The organism is Pseudomonas laurylsulfatiphila, assembly GCF_002934665.1.
Taxonomy (GTDB): Bacteria; Pseudomonadota; Gammaproteobacteria; order Pseudomonadales; family Pseudomonadaceae; genus Aquipseudomonas; species Aquipseudomonas laurylsulfatiphila.
Genome location: NZ_NIRS01000003.1, coordinates 854,272 through 869,616, shown reverse-complemented (window position 1 = coordinate 869,616; position 15,345 = coordinate 854,272). Strand labels below are relative to the sequence as shown.

Here is a 15,345-nt window from a genome sequence, read left to right as displayed (position 1 = left end):
TAATCTATCCGAGGGTGTTGTCCTATAGACATACAGTACGTTAGTCCACAAACGCTTGATCTGGCCTCGCTTGATGCGTACCTTTGCCCGCTTTTCCTGAATCCGCCATCCCCTGGAGAGCACCATGTCCGCTGATCTCGAGCATATCCGTCAAATCATGCGAGAGGCTGACTGCCTGTACACCGAAGCTGAAGTCGAGGCGGCCATCGCCCGCGTCGGTGCACAAATCAACGATCAACTGGCGGATTCCAACCCGGTGGTGTTCTGCGTGATGAACGGCGGGCTGATTTTCTCCGGCAAGCTGCTGACCTATCTGCACTTCCCGCTGGAAGCGTCCTACCTGCACGCTACCCGCTATCGCAACGAAACCAGCGGCGGCGATCTGTTCTGGAAGGCCAAGCCGGAAGTTTCCTTCATCGACCGTGATGTGTTGATCATCGACGATATCCTCGACGAAGGTCACACACTGGGCGCGATCATCGACTTCTGTAAACACGCTGGCGCACGTAAAGTGCACACCGCCGTGCTGATCGACAAAGACCACGACCGCAAGGCCCGTCCGGACCTCAAGGCCGATTTCGTCGGTCTGCCGTGCGTCGACCGCTACATCTTCGGTTACGGTATGGACTACAAAGGCTACTGGCGTAACGCCAACGGGATTTTCGCCGTTAAAGGAATGTAAGACATGGATACGCCGCGTTTTCTGGATCAGACCTTGTTCGCCGAGCTGGCCGGGAAAGCCGCGGCCAATCCTCGCGGGCGCCAGCATCACAATTTCCATCAGATGGAAGACGCTTGCCATCGCATGGCGGTGGGGCTACAGCCGTCCACGTATATCCCGCCTCACCGGCACTTGGGCGACAACAAGGCTGAAACCTTGCTTGTCCTCAAAGGCCGCCTCGGTGTGTTGATTTTCGACGAAGCCGGCGCCGTGCTGAGCAAGACAGTTCTGCAGGCCGGTGGCGACTGTGTGGGCGTGGATCTGCCAACTGGCGTATTCCACGGCTTGGTGGTGCTGGAAGCCGATAGCCTGATGTTCGAATGCAAGGCTGGTCCTTACCGTCCTGTCGGTGAAGGTGAGCTGGCACATTGGGCGCCGCGCGAAGGCGAGCCGGGTGTTGCCGAGTATCAGGCCTGGATGCACGCGCAATTCGATTGATGTACGCCACCTGTAGGAGCGAGCTTGCTCGCGATGGACGTTAACGATAACGCGTGATTACTGGTTAAACGCGGCGTTCTTAAGTGCATCGCGAGCAAGCTCGCTCCTACAGGGGGGGGCGCTGTTCACAGACGTTTTTTTACACCCATGCTAGAGTGCCCGGCCCCGCCCTCCGGAGCCCGTCATGAGTGTTTTGATCCGCTGTTGCGCCGCTCTGGCGCTGACCCTCAGCCTGCCCTTGGCCGCCGCCCCGGCCCCCATGCACAGTCAATTCCTGCCGCCGGACGATCTCACTCTGCGCGCTGCTGATCCCGAGCAGCAGCAACTGATGCAGGTCACCGATTATTCGGTGGTGGTCGGCGCTCAGCGTCAATCCACTCAACAGCCGATTCCGGTCACTTCGCCACTGCTGATTCGTCTCAAGGGTAAATCCCTGAACAAGGGCGCGACCATCAGTCAGGTGCTGGTCAATTTCGATGGTGAAAGCAAAAGCCTGAAGAAGCCGGTTTACGACGAGCCTAGCAAGACCCTGACCCTCTATTACCCGCTGGCGCAATACCGCGTGGTGATCGACTTGCTGCGCAATGACACGGTGTATTGCCAGTTTCTCAGCTACGCCAATGGCCATGTCTGGGCCGATCTGCATACCGGCAGCACTCGTGCGCGTTGAGCCCTGTGCCTGCGCGGGGGTAAACTGCCCGCCCCGTGAAATGTCTGCGAGCTGGAGTCGGCAATGCGTAAAGATAAAAAACAAGTGATTGGTGACGAGATCGGCGATGAGCAGATCAAGTTGTTCCTCGATTTCGAACCGGTCGACGCGACTTCTCCGTCCCTGCACAAACTGGTCAAGGCCTACCGTGGCCTGCGTATCGACGATTTCGAGCGTTTCCTGACGTTTTTCGTCGAAGCCGGTTACGACGTGAATGGCAAGGATGAGCACGGCAATGACTTTGTTGCCCTGATCAAGGACCAGCGCAATGCGCCGGACTACATCGAGCTGGTCGAGAAGGTTCGCGGTTAAGATCAAGAGATCGCAGCCTCGCTTCGCTCGACAGCTCCTACATTGGACCGCGTGTTCCTGTAGGAGCTGTCGAGCGAAGCGAGGCTGCGATCTTTCAAATGCATAAAAAAACGCCCCGCTCTCAATGAGAACGGGGCGTTTTTCATGGGGCCGAATCAAGCGTAGCTTTCGGTCTCGCTGCTGGCTTCAACCAGTTCCAGGGCAACGTTGTTCTGCGTGTTGATCTTGCGATACAGCGCAGCGTCGGTTTCCAGAACCTTCTCCCGGGCCGGGAAGATCTCTGCCAGTTTGCCAGCCCATTCGCCCTTGGCTTTGCTCGGGAAGCATTTCTCGATGAGTTCGAGCATGATCGAAACAGTCACCGATGCACCTGGCGAAGCGCCGAGCAGTGCCGCCAGGGAACCGTCCTTGGCCGCGACCAGTTCGGTACCGAATTGCAGGATGCCGCCTTTTTTCGGGTCTTTCTTGATGATCTGTACCCGTTGGCCGGCCACTTCCAGGCGCCAGTCTTCGGCTTTCGCCTCCGGGTAGAAGCGACGCAGGGAATCCAGGCGCTGCTCCATCGACTGCATCACTTCGCTGACCAGGTACTTGGTCAGGTCCATGTTGTTTTTCGCCACGGCCAGCATCGGGCCGATGTTGCCGGCGCGAACCGACAGCGGCAGGTCCATGAAGGAGCCGTGCTTGAGGAACTTGGTGGTGAAGCCGGCGTACGGTCCGAACAGCAGGGACTTCTTGCCATCGACCACGCGGGTGTCCAGGTGCGGCACGGACATGGGCGGTGAACCTACGGCAGCCTGGCTGTACACCTTGGCCTGGTGGTGCTTGACCACTTCCGGGTTGTCGCAGCGCAGCCACTGGCCGCTGATCGGGAAGCCGCCGAAGCCTTTGCTCTCTTCAATGCCCGAGGCTTGCAGCAGCGGCAGTGCCGCGCCGCCAGCGCCGAGGAAGACGAATTTGGCGTCGACTTCACGGGTGTTGCCGCTGTTGACGTCCTTGATGCTGACGGTCCAGCCGCCGTTGCTGCGCTTGAGGCCGGTCACGCGCTTGCAGTACTTGACCTGGGCATCGGGTGCGCTGGTCAGGTGTTTGAGCAACTGGTTGGTCAGGGCGCCGAAGTTGACGTCGGTGCCATTGATCACGCGGGTGGCGGCAAGGGTTTCGCCGGGGTCGCGCCCAGGCATCATCAATGGCATCCACTCTGCCATTGTCGCCTTGTCTTCGGTGTATTCCATGTCGGCGAAGGCGTGGTGCTTGCTCAGCACTTTGAAGCGTTCCTTGAGGAAGGACACGCCGCTGTCGCCCTGCACGAAACTCAGGTGTGGCACCGGGCTGATAAACGACTTGCACGAGCCGAACGTGCCTTTTTTGGTCAGGTACGACCAGAACTGCTTCGACACCTCGAACTGGGTGTTGATGTGCACGGCTTTCTTGATGTCGACGGCGCCATCGGCTGCCTGCGGCGTGTAGTTAAGCTCACACAGCCCGGCGTGACCGGTACCGGCGTTGTTCCACGGGTTGGAACTCTCCGCGGCACCGGAATCCATCAGCTCGACGACTTCCAGCTTGATCGCGGGGTCGAGCTCTTTGAGCAGCACTGCAAGGGTGGCACTCATGATGCCGGCCCCAACCAGTACTACGTCGACTGCTTCGTTATGCGCCATTTAACGCGTCTCCAAAATCTGCAGCACCAAATTGTCGGCATGGCTGCCAGGCGTTCCGGGGCGTGTCAGTGTGGCCCCAGGGTATTCATGGCAGTATCGCCATGTCCGAATCTTCGCAATTTATCGCAACTTCGACGGACGCTACCTGCCGGGTCTAATAAGAGCCCTATGGACTCATTTCAACGTGCGACTGGCAATTCGACTTATGGTCGATACATCCGTTTGTGCAACCAAATCCGTAGCGGACAGGCTTCAGGCTCCGGTGTTCGAGGAATACTCGGTCCTGTGTCGTTGGGCTGTTGTAGACGCTAATGGTGCATATTCAGACGCAAAACTATTCATTTGCTCGCCACACTCTTGTGAAGTTGTGAAAACCCGTTTTTTTCACGCTCTTTTGAAGACGTGAACCTCAAAAAGGGCTGTCCCAGCCTGGCACCGTGCCCGAATGGATTGCCGCCATGGGATACAGGGCAGGCAAAACGGGCAAACAGCTCAGTGACCGAGCGTAATGACAGCTCTGCAGATTCGCGAAAAGTGGAGGTTTTGCTCAACAAAACAGCAAGCGCGCCAGCTTCACTCGATCTGTGTGGGCGGCTCTCTGTGGGCGGAGCGGGGTGTCAACACAAGCGCATTGACGATGCTGCGAGGCCCGATCAGGAGACGTCCTTATAATCGGGGGGAGATTGTATCTAAGAAACGCAGGGAAATGGTCGTGTTTTATGACTTTTATTAGGTGTTTGGTCAGGTCGTCAGCAGTTGCTGCGCGCGCGAGCGTGGCTGGTGCGGTTGCGAAACGACGCGGGCGCCGGCCGGCAGCGGCTGATTCAGCCAGTTCAGGCGGATTTCCTCGATTTCAACCCAGCCATCTCCCATGGGCTGCAAGCTGCACTGCTTGAAGGCCTGGCAGTGGCCATTGCGGTCGAGCAGGGCGAAGCAACGGTGCAACGGGCGTGGCGCGAACAGAGAGATCAGATGGCGCATGGTGAGGTACCGTGTGGGTGATTGCCAGAAGGTTGCCTGTAGGCCATTACGTGCAAGTGTAGGAGTGGTGACATCTGTGTGACATGAACTGCAATCCCCAGGGTTTGTCAGAGATTTCATCAAACACTGTGAGGTGCTGGTTCCCCGCAGTGGCGCACCGCTATACTGCCGGCCTGTTTGTGCCTGATTCTGGAGAGAAGAGCATGTTGCAACGCCTGTTGTTCGGTTTGATCACTGTGACCAGTTTGACCCTGGTTGGCTGCGCCCACAGCCCGCAACAACTGAGCCCGGAACCCAAGCTCACCGCGCAGTTGGCCCCGGTCGGTCATGGCCAGCCCGTCGTGGTGCGTGTCGTGGACGGTCGCCCGTCGCCGACGCTGGGCACCCGTGGTGGCCTGTACCCGGAAACCAGCGCGATCACCGTGCAGGGCGCGCAGATCCTGCCGAAGCTGCAGGCCCAGGCTGAAGCCGCCGTGCGTCTGTTAGGCTTTACCCCGACGAACAACGCCATGAATGCGCCGCAACTGACCGTGACCCTGGCGGAACTGAAGTACCAGTCGCCCAAGGAAGGCATGTACGTGACCGAAGCTACCATCGGCGCGACGTTCCGCTCGGATGTGCAGAACGCCAACCGTCGCTATAGCGGCCGTTATGGTTCGTCCCTGGACCAGCGCTTCGGCATGGCGCCGAACCAGGAAACCAACACCAAGCTGGTGAGCGATGTGCTGAGCGATGCGTTGACCCGCCTGTTCAAGGACCCGACCGTAGGTCAGATTCTGGGCGAGTAATGCGAGCCCCTGTAGAAGCGAGCCTGCTCGCGATGGTCGTTAACGATGACGCGGGAAATCTGATACCCAGCGGCGTCCTCAAGCCCATCGCGAGCAAGCTCGCTCCTACAGGGGGCAAGGAAATCAGGCGGCTTGCGAGTAAAAATCCAGCACGCTCACACCGGTCAGCAAATCCGTTTCCGGTAAATCCGCATGTTGATGCCCACCCAGGGCGCAATACACCAGCCAATGGCGATCCTGAACGTTGAAGGCGAGGCTGTCGACGAGGGTTTGTTGTTCTTCGCTGGGGGCGATGAGGTAGAGACGATCCTGGTTTTCGGCGTGGAGCATGACGTGATCCGTGTCGGTTTCGGGACGCGCATGTTCGCCGATACAGATGACGAAGCCGTGACTCAGGACAGCCATTGATCAAAAGCTTCGTTATTTGTCGGAAACAGAGGGCAGGGGTGCAGGCTTTCGGTAGAATCCGCGCCGCGGTCGCCCGTCCGGCAACTGCTACCTGTTTGACTTGAGGTTCGTGATGTCGCTGCACTTGATGACGCTGTTTACCGCCCATCCCGCCAAACTGATCAATCTGCTGGCCTTGCTCTTTGCCTTCCCGGGCGGCTGGTTGCTGCACGCCACCCGTCGCCGCGAACTGCGTGCGATGGCCAGTTTGCAGGCGCAGCGCCAGAGCAGCCCGAACGTAGAACCCACGCTGGATTGGGCGACCTTGCGCATGCACCGGTTTTTCTACATCTTCGGTTTTGCCTGCATGGGGATGGCGCTGCTGGTGTCGTGGATCAGCACTCAGGTTTGAACCTTTTCAAAGCAAAGGATCGCAGTCTTCGGCAGCTCCTACAGGTGTACATCAATCCCGTGTAGTAGCTGCCGAAGGCTGCGATCTTTTGATCTTGATTAAAAAATCGTATCCAGCCAAACCGCTTACAGCGGCAACCCTGCCTTCACCCGGTACTGATTACGCACCGGTGTCGCATATTGCAGCACCAGGTAAGGACGATGCTCTTGCGGGCAGGCGTCCAGGCGGCGTTGCCATTCTTCCTGGGCCTTGGCCAGTTCTTCGGCCGGGAACACCTCGGCGGCCTTCGGCACCTGCAACTGCGGATCAGCGTCTTTCCACTGCGCGTAAGCCAGGTAGTGCACCGGGAACAAGCGATAGCCGCTGAGGATTTGCTTGTCCATCTCGACTGCCAATTGCTTGGTGTCTTCGAACAGTTCGGTGATCGGCGCGGCAAAGTTCACATGCACCCGGCCCTTGTAGCCGGTGATGCCCTTGGCGATGCTCACGTCATCCTCGCCCGGCACCTTGGTGTAACTGCCGGTGGTGGCGCGGATGTAAAGCTCGCGGGCCTTGGCCTGATCGCAGGGGTCGTATTCGTAGCTGATCGACACCGGGGTCAGGTTCAGCGACTGAATGACTTCGCCGAACGGCTCGTCCTTGCGGCTCATGTGGAACATCTTGAGGATCGCCGATTCGGTACGGTCGTCACCGTCCTTGGCGCGGCCTTCGGCCTGGGCTATCCAGATCGAGGCGCAATCATTGCGGATCGAATGGTTGATATACGCCGACAGCAATTGATAGGCCGCCATTTTCTCCCGGCGACCGCTGATCGAGCGGTGCACGATGAAGCTCTTGTTCAGGCGCATCAGGTCGCTGACGAAAGGCTTTTGCAGCAGGTTGTCGCCAATGGCAATGCGCGGGGTCGGCAGGCCGGCGTGGTACACGGCGTAGTTGACGAAGGCCGGGTCCATCACGATATCGCGGTGGTTGGCGATAAACAGGTAGGCGCTGCCGGACTTGAATTGCTCCACCCCGGTATAAGTGACACCGTCGGTGGCGCGCTCGATGGTGTGGTCGACGTAAACCTCGACTTTGTCCTGTAACGTGGCCACACAGGTCACGCCGGCAAACTCACGGCGCAGCCGATGGGCTATAAGAGGTTTGAGCGCCCAGCCTAAGGCACCGGCAAAACGCGGGAAGCGGAAGTGGGTGAGGATATCTAGAAACGCCTTGTCGCCGAGCAGTCGGTCCAGCACCGCTGGGACTTCGCTGTCGTCGTAAGGTCGGATGGCATCGAATTCGCCCATCATGCTCTCTTGTTAGAAACGGCTAGGGTAAGTAAAGGTTTTGTTCGAAAACCGGCGGGGCACGGTCTGAAAAAGTAGCCAGACAAAAAAAGCCCTGCAAATAGACCGGCGATTATACGCACAAGTCACCTGGGAGACCGCGATGCTGGAAACTGCGCAGTATGAATGTCCGTATTGTGGTGAGGAGGTAGAGACTACTCTGGATTTGTCCGGTGGCGATCAGACCTACATCGAGGACTGTCAGGTGTGCTGCCGGCCGATAACCTTCGTGTTGCAGGTACATGAAGAGGAATGGCATCTCGAAGTGTTCAGTGAAAACGAATGAGGAGCGTGTATGCAGCGCATCTACGATCCGGAAAACCTGATGGAAGGCGAGTTGCTGCAAGGCATGCTCGCCAGCGAGGGTATCGAGGCGCATCTGGTGGGCCGTGATTTGCTCGGCGGCTCCGGGGAATTGCCGATCTATGGCCTGCTCGGGCTGTCGGTCGAGAACGACCAGGCCGAATACGCCCGCGAGCTGATCACCGCGTACAATGCAGCGCTGCCGCTGTCCGGCGATGAACCGGACAGCTTTCCCGGCACGCTGGTCTGTTAGGCTGGCGTTCGTTTGATCAAGAGCCGTGTTGCCCCATGTGTGGACGTTATGCCCTGTTTCGCTGGAACCCTGCCTTCGCGGCCCTGCCCGGATTCCCCGCCGACCAGAAGGCGCAGTGGAACATTTCTCCCAACGATTCGGTGTTGATGCTGCGGGCCGAGCCTGATGGCCAGCGCTCGCTTGCCCGCGCCCGCTGGGGCCTGACACCGCCCTGGCTGACCGATCTGTCCCGCACTCCGGCCCACGCCCGTGCCGAAACCGTTGCCGAGCAGCCAATGTTTCGCCAGGCTTTGCGCGAGCGCCGTTGCCTGTTGCCGGCCAATGGTTTCTACGAATGGCGCGGGACGACGCGCAAGCGCCCGTACTGGCTGACACCGGGGGAGGGCTCGTCATTATTTTTTGCGGCGATCTGGGAGGCGTATCCGGTACAGGAGCAGGTGTGGCTGAGTACCGCCGTGATTACCCAGCCAGCGGCGAGCCAGCGACGGCCGTTGATTCTTGATGAGGCGGGGCAGGCCGCGTGGCTCGATCCCGAGACGCCGTTGCATGCGTTGCAAGCCTTGCTCGCCAGTGAACCTGCCGCGTTGCGCGAACGGGTGCTGGCCAACATGGTGAATGATCCGAAATTGAATGGGCCGGAGTGTTTGACGCCGGGATGACAGGTTGTCTGTGCTGACGCCATCGCTGGCAAGCCAGCTCCCACAGGGATTTGCGGCGTTCACAAAACCTGTGGGAGCTGGCTTGCCAGCGATGGCGTCCTTGAATTAGACCCTGAACTGATTGATCAGCCGCCGCTGCTGTTCCGCCAGCTTGGTCAAATCCGCACTGGCCGCACTCGACTCATCCGCACCGCCGGCCACTTCATTGGCCACCTGGCCGATGTTGATCACGTTGCGGTTGATGTCGTCCGCCACCGCACTTTGCTCCTCGGCCGCGCTGGCGATCTGGGTGTTCATGTCGTTGATCACCGACACTGCCTGAGTAATGGTCTCCAGTGCTTCGGCGGCCTTCGATGCGTGCAGTACGCTTTCGTCCGTGCGGTTCTGGCTGTCCTCCATGACTCGCACCACATCCCGCGTACCTTGCTGCAGTTGCTGGATCATGGCCTGGATTTCTTCGGTGGCCTTTTGCGTCTTCTGCGCCAGGTTGCGCACCTCGTCGGCCACCACGGCAAAACCCCGGCCCTGTTCACCGGCGCGGGCCGCTTCGATGGCTGCGTTCAGGGCCAGCAGGTTGGTCTGCTCGGCGATGCCACGAATGGCGGTGAGGATGGCGTTGATGTTTTCGCTGTCCTTGGCCAGGGTCTGCACCACGCCTACGGCCCGGCCGATCTCTACGGCGAGGGCGCCAATCGAGTTCGAGGTGTCGCGCACGATCTGCATGCCCTGGCTGGCGGCTTGATCGGCATGGCTGGCGGCCTGTGCGGCCTGGGTCGCGTTGCGTGCCACGTCCTGGGCGGTGGCGGTCATTTCCTGCACCGCGGTAGCGACCTGGTCGATCTCGGCCATTTGCTTGTGTACGCCGGTGTTGGTGCGGATGGCAATGTCGGCGGTGTGTTCCGACGAATCGCTGACGCTCTGCACTGACGTCACCACCTGGGTGATCATCGCCTGCAACTTGGCCAGGAACGTGTTGAAGCCTTTGGCGATCGAACCCAGTTCATCGGCGCGGTCGCTGGTCAGGCGCCGGGTCAGGTCGCCTTCGCCCTGGGCGATATCGTCGAGCATTGCCACCATCTGCTTGAGCGGACGGGCGATGCCGTGGCCCACCAGCCAGATCACCAGCAAACCGATACCGGCAATCACCAGGCCGACCATCGCCATGCCGAAGGTGTCGGATTTACGCTGCGCATCCAGGTCGGCCTGGAGTTTTTGCAGGTCGGCCATGACTGCATTCAGCGGCAATTGCAGCATCAGGGTCCAGCGCGCATCGGTCTGGCCGATGCCGAACGGCAGGTACAACTCGATCCGGCCCTGGGCCTTGTCGACGGTGTAGGTGACTTCGCCGCGCTTGAGATTGGCCATGTTGGCAATCTGCTTGCTGTCGAGGATATCGCTGACTTTTTCGCCGAATTTGCTCGGATCCTTGGTGTAGGCAACGATGCGGCCATTGCCGCCGATCAGGGCCATTTCCCCGGCGCCGCTGTAGAGTTTCTGGTTGGCGCCCAGGAGCATTTCCTGAATGAAATTCACCGACAGGTCGGCGCCGACGATGCCTTGAAAGGCACCGTTGAGCATGATCGGTTCAATAAAGGAGGCGAGCATGACGATTTTGTCGCCTACCTTGTAAGGCGCCGGATCGATCACGCAGGATTTTCCGGTTTCTTTCGAGCACAGGTAATACTCGCTGGCGCGCACGCCGGTGGACAGGGTTTTCTGGTCATCAACGTCCACCAGTTTGTCCAGGCCCAGGGTGCCGTCGTCGTTGCGGAACCACCAGGGCAGGAAGCGCCCGTTGCTGGCGTCGATGCCGACCACCTGGGTGCCGACGTAGGCCGCATCGTTGTGGTCCAGCGCGTCTTTTTCCCAGCCGATGTAGGTGCCGAGGATCTTCGGGTTCTTGACCACGTTTTCCTTGATCAGGCCGATCAGTTGCTCGCGGCTCAGGCTCAGGGCGGGCTTGCCATCGGCACCCGGCGTGCCGATCAGGGCGTTGACCCGCACCAGTCCGCCGGCTATCAGCAGCGGTGCTTCGAGTTCACGCTGGATCTGGCTGACCTGGGTCTGCGCCAGGGACGTCAGGCGTTGTTCGATGACTTGCTCGAACTGGGCCTGGGTCCGCTCCTGGACCATGTCCTGCGTCCGGGCACCGGAAAACAGCGCGTACACCACCAGCGCTGCCACGACACTAAGGACAATGGCGCCGGCAAGGGCCGCCACGGAAAACTGGATCGACTTGAATTTCATGGAGGCTCCGCACGCGAAAGGACGTCTGCCCAGGTGTATCGGCAGGGTGTCGGGCGGGCATGAGCGCGAGCCATGGAAATGGCTGTTTTTGCGTGGCGGATGTCGCAAATGAATCAATGCGCGGCGTGACGGGCCGCGGCTCGCCCCGGAATGTGAATTTTTTTCTGCATTGATGAGAGCTTTGGCTGAATTGCGCGTCTTATGTCTATTGTATCTGGCGTCGATACCATTCCACGCCTAGGATACCCGGCATGTTTTCAGGGAGTTTTTCGATGAACAAGACATTGGCTCTATGTGCGCTGAGCGCAGGCCTGCTGCTCGCTGGCTGCCAGTCGGTCAATACCACCAGTGGTGGTGCTGTGGGCGTTGAGCGCAAGCAGTACATGTTCAGCATGTTGTCCTCGCAAGAGGTCGACCAGATGTACGCCCAGTCCTATACAAAGACTGTGAGTGAGGCGAGCAGCAAAGGCGTGCTGGACAAGACCAGCAGCGATGCCAAGCGTGTTCGGGCGATTGCCGACCGGCTGATTGCCCAGGCGCCGAACTTTCGTCCGGATGCGGCCCAGTGGAAATGGGAAGTGAACCTGATCAAGAGCGACGAGCTCAATGCCAACTGTGGACCTGGCGGCAAGATCTTTGTCTACACCGGGCTGATCGACAGTCTTCAACTCACTGACGATGAACTCGCCGCAGTTATGGGCCATGAAATCGCCCACGCCCTGCGCGAGCACGGCCGTGAGGCGATGTCCAAGGCATACGGTATCGAAATGGCCAAGCAGGGCGCCGGTGCGTTGCTCGGGTTGGGCCAGGACAGCCTGGCCCTGGCGGACGCTGTAGCCAACTACGGCATGACCTTGCCCAACAGCCGTGCCAATGAAAACGAGGCGGACCTGATCGGCCTGGAGTTGGCCGCCCGCGCCGGGTACAACCCGAACGCCGCGATCACCCTGTGGAACAAGATGAGCAAAGCCAGCGAAGGTGCTCCGCCGGAGTTCCTCAGCACGCACCCGTCTTCGAGCAGCCGGACTGCGGCATTGCAGGCGGCGATTCCCAAGGTTATGCCGTTGTATGAGCAGGCCAAGAAGTCTTGATGTTGATTCTTCGTCGATAAGGCCCTCATCGCGAGCAGGCTTGCTCCCACAGGGGAATGCATCCCAAATGTGGGAGCGGGCTTGCTCGCGAAGAACGATAACGCGGTCTGACGACCTATCGGGTCAAACCCACCCGCTGCTCTGCATCGCCTTGTACACCGCGACAATCGCCAGGATGAAGAACGCCGACGCCGCCAGTCGACGAATCAGGGTCAATGGCAGCTTGTCTGCGGCAAAGTTACCCGCCAGAACCACCGGTACGTTGGCAATCAGCATGCCGGCGGTGGTGCCGATGATCACCAGCCACAACTCCGGATATTGCGCAGCCAGCATCACGGTCGCGATCTGGGTCTTGTCGCCGATTTCCGCCAGGAAGAACGCGATCAGCGTGGTCAGGAACGGCCCGAACTTGCGGGCGGTGCTGGCTTCGTCGTCATCCATCTTGTCCGGCACCAGGGTCCACAGGGCGGTCGCGGCGAAGCTTGCGGCGAGGATCCAGTGCAGCATCGTATCCGAGAAGAAACTGCCGACCCAGGCACCGACTGCACCGGCGGCCGCGTGGTTGGCCAGGGTCGCGGCAACGATACCGGCGATGATCGGCCAGGGCTTGCGGAAGCGGGCGGCAAGAATGAGTGCGAGCAGTTGCGTCTTGTCGCCGATTTCGGCCAAGGCAACGATTGCGGTGGGTACGAGTAGTGAATCCAGCATCAGGGGTTTTCCTAAGGGGCGGGTCGACACGGCTATGACACGTACAGCCTTCCCGCCCCGGGTAAGGTGTTCGTGTCATAGGTCTTGTCAAACCCTGCGATCCATCTGATGTGGATGCTTGGGTCGCATGCGCCATGGTCTGAGGACCAAGTATGTTGACGCATGCCGGACGAGCGTGGCGCTCGTGGGAGACTACTCCCCTAGGACGGAGCGGATTCTGCCTTTGCAAAACCCATTCGGCAAGCCTTCTTTTTCAAAAAAAGTTTCAGCCGCGCTTTGCCCGGTAGATTCTGAAACCCTGTCCTTCGGCTTTGATCGCACACACGCCAAGGTGCTCTTCGATCAATGGTTGATACTTCAGGAAACTGTTCGCTACGAGGCGGAGTTCGCCGCCGTTTTTCAGATGTTTTGCTGCTTTTCGCAGCAAATTCTCCGTTGCGAAATAGTCGGTGTGCACGCCGACATGGAACGGCGGATTGCTCAAAATCGCACTCAAACCCATCGGCGCGGCATCGATTCCGTCACCGGTAATCACCTCGGCTTCCAGACCATTGGCAGCCAGGGTCAGGCGACTGCTGGCAGCGGCAAAAGCATCCACATCCAGCATCGTGACCAGGTTGTGCGGGTAACGACGTTTCACTGCCGCGCCCAGGACTCCTGCGCCGCAACCGAAATCGAGCAGGTGACCGCTGGGCAGTTTGTCCAGGTGTTCCAACAGCAGCGCACTGCCGCGATCAAGGCGACCATGACTGAATACCCCCGGCAGGCTGATGACCTTCAACGGGCCTTCGGCCAGTGGCAGTTCGTAGGTCTGCGCCAGGCTTTCCAGTGGCTTGGCCTCAGGCGCGTTGGCCACGGTGACCTGCCAGAGCTGGCAGTGGCGCGCGCTGTCGAGTTTGCGTGGCTTGCCGAACGGGTTGAGTTGTTTGGCGGCACCTTCGATGCCGCTTTTTTTCTCGCCGACCAAGTACAACTCGCGGCCGGCCAGCCGCGAGGCGAGGGCGTTGAGAATGTAGTCGGTCAGGTCCTTGGCCTTGGGCAGAAAGACCACGGCGCTATCGAACCCACGATCCGGCGCGTTCACGCCAAAGTGGCTGCGCCCATCGAAGCGGGCGTCCAGCGCGGCCTGATCGCCGGCGTGCCAGCACCAGCCATGGGCATCGGGCAGGCGGCCCAGCAGGTCGTCGGCGGGCAAACCGGCCAACAACACCGAACCCTGGAATAACTCGGCCTGGCGAAGCAGTACTTCACTGCGCGGATCCATAACTGCTCCCGTAAAAAAAGTGCCGCAGTTTATCAACTGACGACCCGCAGCGCCTTACCGCTGAAGTATCCCAGTGCGTTTTCGGTCACTTGGCCAACGATTCGCTGGCGCGCTTCACGGCTGCCCCAGGCGTTGTGCGGGGTGACGATCAGGCGCGGGATGTCGTGGGCCAGCAGTGGATTGCCGTTGACGGGAGGCTCAACGCTCAGCACGTCAGTGGCGGCGCCGCCCAGATGACCATTGCGCAGGGCGTCGGCCAGCGCCTGTTCGTCGATCAGGCCGCCGCGGGCGGTGTTGACCAGGAACGCTTCGGGTTTCATCGAGGCCAGTTCGCGGGCGCCGATGAAGTGACGGGTGTGTTCGTTGAGCGGGCAGTGCAGGGTCAGGGCATCGACTTGCGGCAGCAGTTCATCCAGTGGCAGGCGGTCCGGGCGGGCAGGGCGTCCGGGAATCTGCCCCAGCAGCACGCGCATGCCGAAGGCCTCAGCCAGCCGTGCGACCGCGCTGCCCAATTCGCCGTGACCCAGCAGGCCAAGGGTTTTGCCTTCGAGTTCGACAATCGGGTAGTCCAGCAAGCAGAACTGTTTGGCCTGTTGCCAGCGGCCTGCGCCGACGGCCTTCTGATAATCGGCCAGGCGCGTGGCCAGGTTGAGCAGCAGCATGATCGTGTGCTGCGCCACCGACGGCGTGCCATAGCCCTGGCAGTTACACACGGTTATTCCGTGGGCGCGGGCGGCAGCGAGATCGACGTTGTTGGTGCCGGTGGCGGTGATCAGGATCAGCTTGAGGTCAGGGCTGGCGGCCATGGCGGCGGCGTCGATCAGGATCTTGTTGCTGATGGCGACGGTGGCGCCCTTGAGGTGTTCGATGACTTGATCGGGCAAGGTCTGGGCGAACAGCTGCAATTCGCTGAAACAACTGCGCAGGGGGTTGAGGTCAAGGTCGCCGAGGTCCAGGGACGGGTGGTCGAGGAAAACGGCGCGGCGAGTATTCGTCATCAACTGTACCTTTTGTGCATTGAACTGAAGGCGTAATCTGCCGAGCCTACCAGATGAAATAACTAGTTACGCTTGGCCTGAA

Annotated in this window: 18 protein-coding genes, 1 pseudogene and 1 riboswitch; of the genes and pseudogenes, 10 read left to right on the top strand and 9 right to left on the bottom strand. The window is 59.9% G+C overall.

The genetic code is table 11. The features are described from left to right. The first annotated feature begins 124 nt into the window (after window positions 1–124). The 4 genes from CD175_RS14425 (at window position 125) to CD175_RS14410 (ending at window position 2,180) form a co-directional block, all read left to right on the top strand. On the top strand, window positions 125–682 hold the full coding sequence (locus tag CD175_RS14425; RefSeq protein WP_007973854.1) for a hypoxanthine-guanine phosphoribosyltransferase: 558 nt from the start codon (window positions 125–127) through the stop codon (window positions 680–682). 3 nt (window positions 683–685) lie between these two features. Further along, the gene (locus tag CD175_RS14420) at window positions 686–1,159 is read left to right on the top strand and encodes a WbuC family cupin fold metalloprotein (RefSeq protein WP_104449391.1); all 474 of its coding nucleotides are present in this window, start codon (window positions 686–688) and stop codon (window positions 1,157–1,159) included. Between the two features lie 184 nt (window positions 1,160–1,343). Further along, window positions 1,344–1,829 carry a hypothetical protein gene (locus tag CD175_RS14415; RefSeq protein WP_104449390.1) on the top strand — a complete coding sequence of 162 codons (486 nt, stop codon included), beginning with the start codon at window positions 1,344–1,346 and terminating at the stop codon, window positions 1,827–1,829. A gap of 63 nt (window positions 1,830–1,892) precedes the next feature. Then, a complete protein-coding gene (locus CD175_RS14410; protein WP_104449389.1) occupies window positions 1,893–2,180 on the top strand; it encodes a PA4642 family protein in 288 nt (95 codons plus the stop codon). Between the two features lie 155 nt (window positions 2,181–2,335). Here the strand turns inward: CD175_RS14410 and mqo are convergent, their stop codons facing one another. Both mqo and CD175_RS14400 read right to left on the bottom strand, forming a co-directional pair. After that, window positions 2,336–3,844 (bottom strand): malate dehydrogenase (quinone), encoded by a 1,509-nt coding sequence (gene mqo / locus CD175_RS14405; protein WP_104449388.1) that lies wholly within the window; start codon window positions 3,842–3,844, stop codon window positions 2,336–2,338. Window positions 3,845–4,585: 741 nt separating this feature from the next. After that, entirely contained in the window at window positions 4,586–4,825 is a 240-nt protein-coding gene (locus CD175_RS14400) for a hypothetical protein (protein WP_104449387.1), read from the bottom strand. Between the two features lie 203 nt (window positions 4,826–5,028). On the opposite strand from CD175_RS14400, the gene CD175_RS14395 reads away from it, so the two are divergent. Next, on the top strand, window positions 5,029–5,613 hold the full coding sequence (locus CD175_RS14395; RefSeq protein WP_007973847.1) for a YajG family lipoprotein: 585 nt from the start codon (window positions 5,029–5,031) through the stop codon (window positions 5,611–5,613). Window positions 5,614–5,736: 123 nt separating this feature from the next. Here CD175_RS14395 and CD175_RS14390 read toward each other — a convergent pair whose 3' ends face one another. Further along, window positions 5,737–5,943 carry a hypothetical protein gene (locus CD175_RS14390; RefSeq protein WP_104449450.1) on the bottom strand — a complete coding sequence of 69 codons (207 nt, stop codon included), beginning with the start codon at window positions 5,941–5,943 and terminating at the stop codon, window positions 5,737–5,739. Window positions 5,944–6,133: 190 nt separating this feature from the next. On the opposite strand from CD175_RS14390, the gene CD175_RS14385 reads away from it, so the two are divergent. Further along, on the top strand, window positions 6,134–6,412 hold the full coding sequence (locus tag CD175_RS14385) for a hypothetical protein (protein WP_104449386.1): 279 nt from the start codon (window positions 6,134–6,136) through the stop codon (window positions 6,410–6,412). Window positions 6,413–6,537: 125 nt separating this feature from the next. On the opposite strand, the gene CD175_RS14380 is transcribed toward CD175_RS14385, so the two are convergent. Beyond that, the gene (locus CD175_RS14380; protein ID WP_205886335.1) at window positions 6,538–7,701 is read right to left on the bottom strand and encodes a 1-acyl-sn-glycerol-3-phosphate acyltransferase; all 1,164 of its coding nucleotides are present in this window, start codon (window positions 7,699–7,701) and stop codon (window positions 6,538–6,540) included. A gap of 142 nt (window positions 7,702–7,843) precedes the next feature. Here CD175_RS14380 and CD175_RS14375 point away from each other — a divergent pair, with 142 nt between their 5' ends. The 3 genes from CD175_RS14375 to CD175_RS14365 are packed head-to-tail and all read left to right on the top strand — an operon-like array spanning window position 7,844 to window position 8,955. Then, window positions 7,844–8,026: a CPXCG motif-containing cysteine-rich protein gene (locus CD175_RS14375; RefSeq protein ID WP_053159662.1), complete on the top strand. Its 183-nt coding sequence runs from the start codon at window positions 7,844–7,846 to the stop codon at window positions 8,024–8,026. Window positions 8,027–8,035: 9 nt separating this feature from the next. Further along, window positions 8,036–8,296, top strand: coding sequence for a putative signal transducing protein (locus CD175_RS14370; protein ID WP_007979315.1), 261 nt, complete (start codon window positions 8,036–8,038; stop codon window positions 8,294–8,296). Between the two features lie 35 nt (window positions 8,297–8,331). Further along, on the top strand, window positions 8,332–8,955 hold the full coding sequence (locus CD175_RS14365; protein ID WP_102701912.1) for an SOS response-associated peptidase: 624 nt from the start codon (window positions 8,332–8,334) through the stop codon (window positions 8,953–8,955). 105 nt (window positions 8,956–9,060) lie between these two features. Here the strand turns inward: CD175_RS14365 and CD175_RS32125 are convergent, their stop codons facing one another. Then, window positions 9,061–9,804 carry a methyl-accepting chemotaxis protein gene (locus CD175_RS32125; RefSeq protein ID WP_371317821.1) on the bottom strand — a complete coding sequence of 248 codons (744 nt, stop codon included), beginning with the start codon at window positions 9,802–9,804 and terminating at the stop codon, window positions 9,061–9,063. Window positions 9,805–9,915: 111 nt separating this feature from the next. Then, window positions 9,916–10,113: pseudogene (locus CD175_RS32120) on the bottom strand (HAMP domain-containing protein); the annotation flags it as partial. 1,361 nt (window positions 10,114–11,474) lie between these two features. Between CD175_RS32120 and CD175_RS14355 the strand changes: the two are divergent. Further along, window positions 11,475–12,293, top strand: coding sequence for a M48 family metallopeptidase (locus CD175_RS14355; protein WP_104449383.1), 819 nt, complete (start codon window positions 11,475–11,477; stop codon window positions 12,291–12,293). A gap of 123 nt (window positions 12,294–12,416) precedes the next feature. Here CD175_RS14355 and CD175_RS14350 read toward each other — a convergent pair whose 3' ends face one another. The 3 genes from CD175_RS14350 to CD175_RS14340 form a co-directional block, all read right to left on the bottom strand. Then, a complete protein-coding gene (locus tag CD175_RS14350; protein WP_007972537.1) occupies window positions 12,417–13,001 on the bottom strand; it encodes a TMEM165/GDT1 family protein in 585 nt (194 codons plus the stop codon). 89 nt (window positions 13,002–13,090) lie between these two features. Then, window positions 13,091–13,215, bottom strand: a riboswitch (yybP-ykoY riboswitch). A 51-nt stretch (window positions 13,216–13,266) separates the two neighbouring features. Next, the gene (locus CD175_RS14345) at window positions 13,267–14,265 is read right to left on the bottom strand and encodes a methyltransferase (protein ID WP_104449382.1); all 999 of its coding nucleotides are present in this window, start codon (window positions 14,263–14,265) and stop codon (window positions 13,267–13,269) included. Between the two features lie 32 nt (window positions 14,266–14,297). Beyond that, window positions 14,298–15,263 carry a 2-hydroxyacid dehydrogenase gene (locus CD175_RS14340; protein WP_104449381.1) on the bottom strand — a complete coding sequence of 322 codons (966 nt, stop codon included), beginning with the start codon at window positions 15,261–15,263 and terminating at the stop codon, window positions 14,298–14,300. Window positions 15,264–15,345: the final 82 nt, after the last annotated feature.

Coding starts and splice junctions, on each gene's coding strand:
- CD175_RS14425 (WP_007973854.1), top strand. CDS start 125: ATGTCCGCTGATCTCGAGCATATCCGTCAAATCATGCGAGAGGCTGAC.
- CD175_RS14420 (WP_104449391.1), top strand. CDS start 686: ATGGATACGCCGCGTTTTCTGGATCAGACCTTGTTCGCCGAGCTGGCC.
- CD175_RS14415 (WP_104449390.1), top strand. CDS start 1,344: ATGAGTGTTTTGATCCGCTGTTGCGCCGCTCTGGCGCTGACCCTCAGC.
- CD175_RS14410 (WP_104449389.1), top strand. CDS start 1,893: ATGCGTAAAGATAAAAAACAAGTGATTGGTGACGAGATCGGCGATGAG.
- mqo (WP_104449388.1), bottom strand. CDS start 3,844: ATGGCGCATAACGAAGCAGTCGACGTAGTACTGGTTGGGGCCGGCATC.
- CD175_RS14400 (WP_104449387.1), bottom strand. CDS start 4,825: ATGCGCCATCTGATCTCTCTGTTCGCGCCACGCCCGTTGCACCGTTGC.
- CD175_RS14395 (WP_007973847.1), top strand. CDS start 5,029: ATGTTGCAACGCCTGTTGTTCGGTTTGATCACTGTGACCAGTTTGACC.
- CD175_RS14390 (WP_104449450.1), bottom strand. CDS start 5,943: ATGCTCCACGCCGAAAACCAGGATCGTCTCTACCTCATCGCCCCCAGC.
- CD175_RS14385 (WP_104449386.1), top strand. CDS start 6,134: ATGTCGCTGCACTTGATGACGCTGTTTACCGCCCATCCCGCCAAACTG.
- CD175_RS14380 (WP_205886335.1), bottom strand. CDS start 7,701: ATGGGCGAATTCGATGCCATCCGACCTTACGACGACAGCGAAGTCCCA.
- CD175_RS14375 (WP_053159662.1), top strand. CDS start 7,844: ATGCTGGAAACTGCGCAGTATGAATGTCCGTATTGTGGTGAGGAGGTA.
- CD175_RS14370 (WP_007979315.1), top strand. CDS start 8,036: ATGCAGCGCATCTACGATCCGGAAAACCTGATGGAAGGCGAGTTGCTG.
- CD175_RS14365 (WP_102701912.1), top strand. CDS start 8,332: ATGTGTGGACGTTATGCCCTGTTTCGCTGGAACCCTGCCTTCGCGGCC.
- CD175_RS32125 (WP_371317821.1), bottom strand. CDS start 9,804: ATGGCCGAGATCGACCAGGTCGCTACCGCGGTGCAGGAAATGACCGCC.
- CD175_RS14355 (WP_104449383.1), top strand. CDS start 11,475: ATGAACAAGACATTGGCTCTATGTGCGCTGAGCGCAGGCCTGCTGCTC.
- CD175_RS14350 (WP_007972537.1), bottom strand. CDS start 13,001: ATGCTGGATTCACTACTCGTACCCACCGCAATCGTTGCCTTGGCCGAA.
- CD175_RS14345 (WP_104449382.1), bottom strand. CDS start 14,265: ATGGATCCGCGCAGTGAAGTACTGCTTCGCCAGGCCGAGTTATTCCAG.
- CD175_RS14340 (WP_104449381.1), bottom strand. CDS start 15,263: ATGACGAATACTCGCCGCGCCGTTTTCCTCGACCACCCGTCCCTGGAC.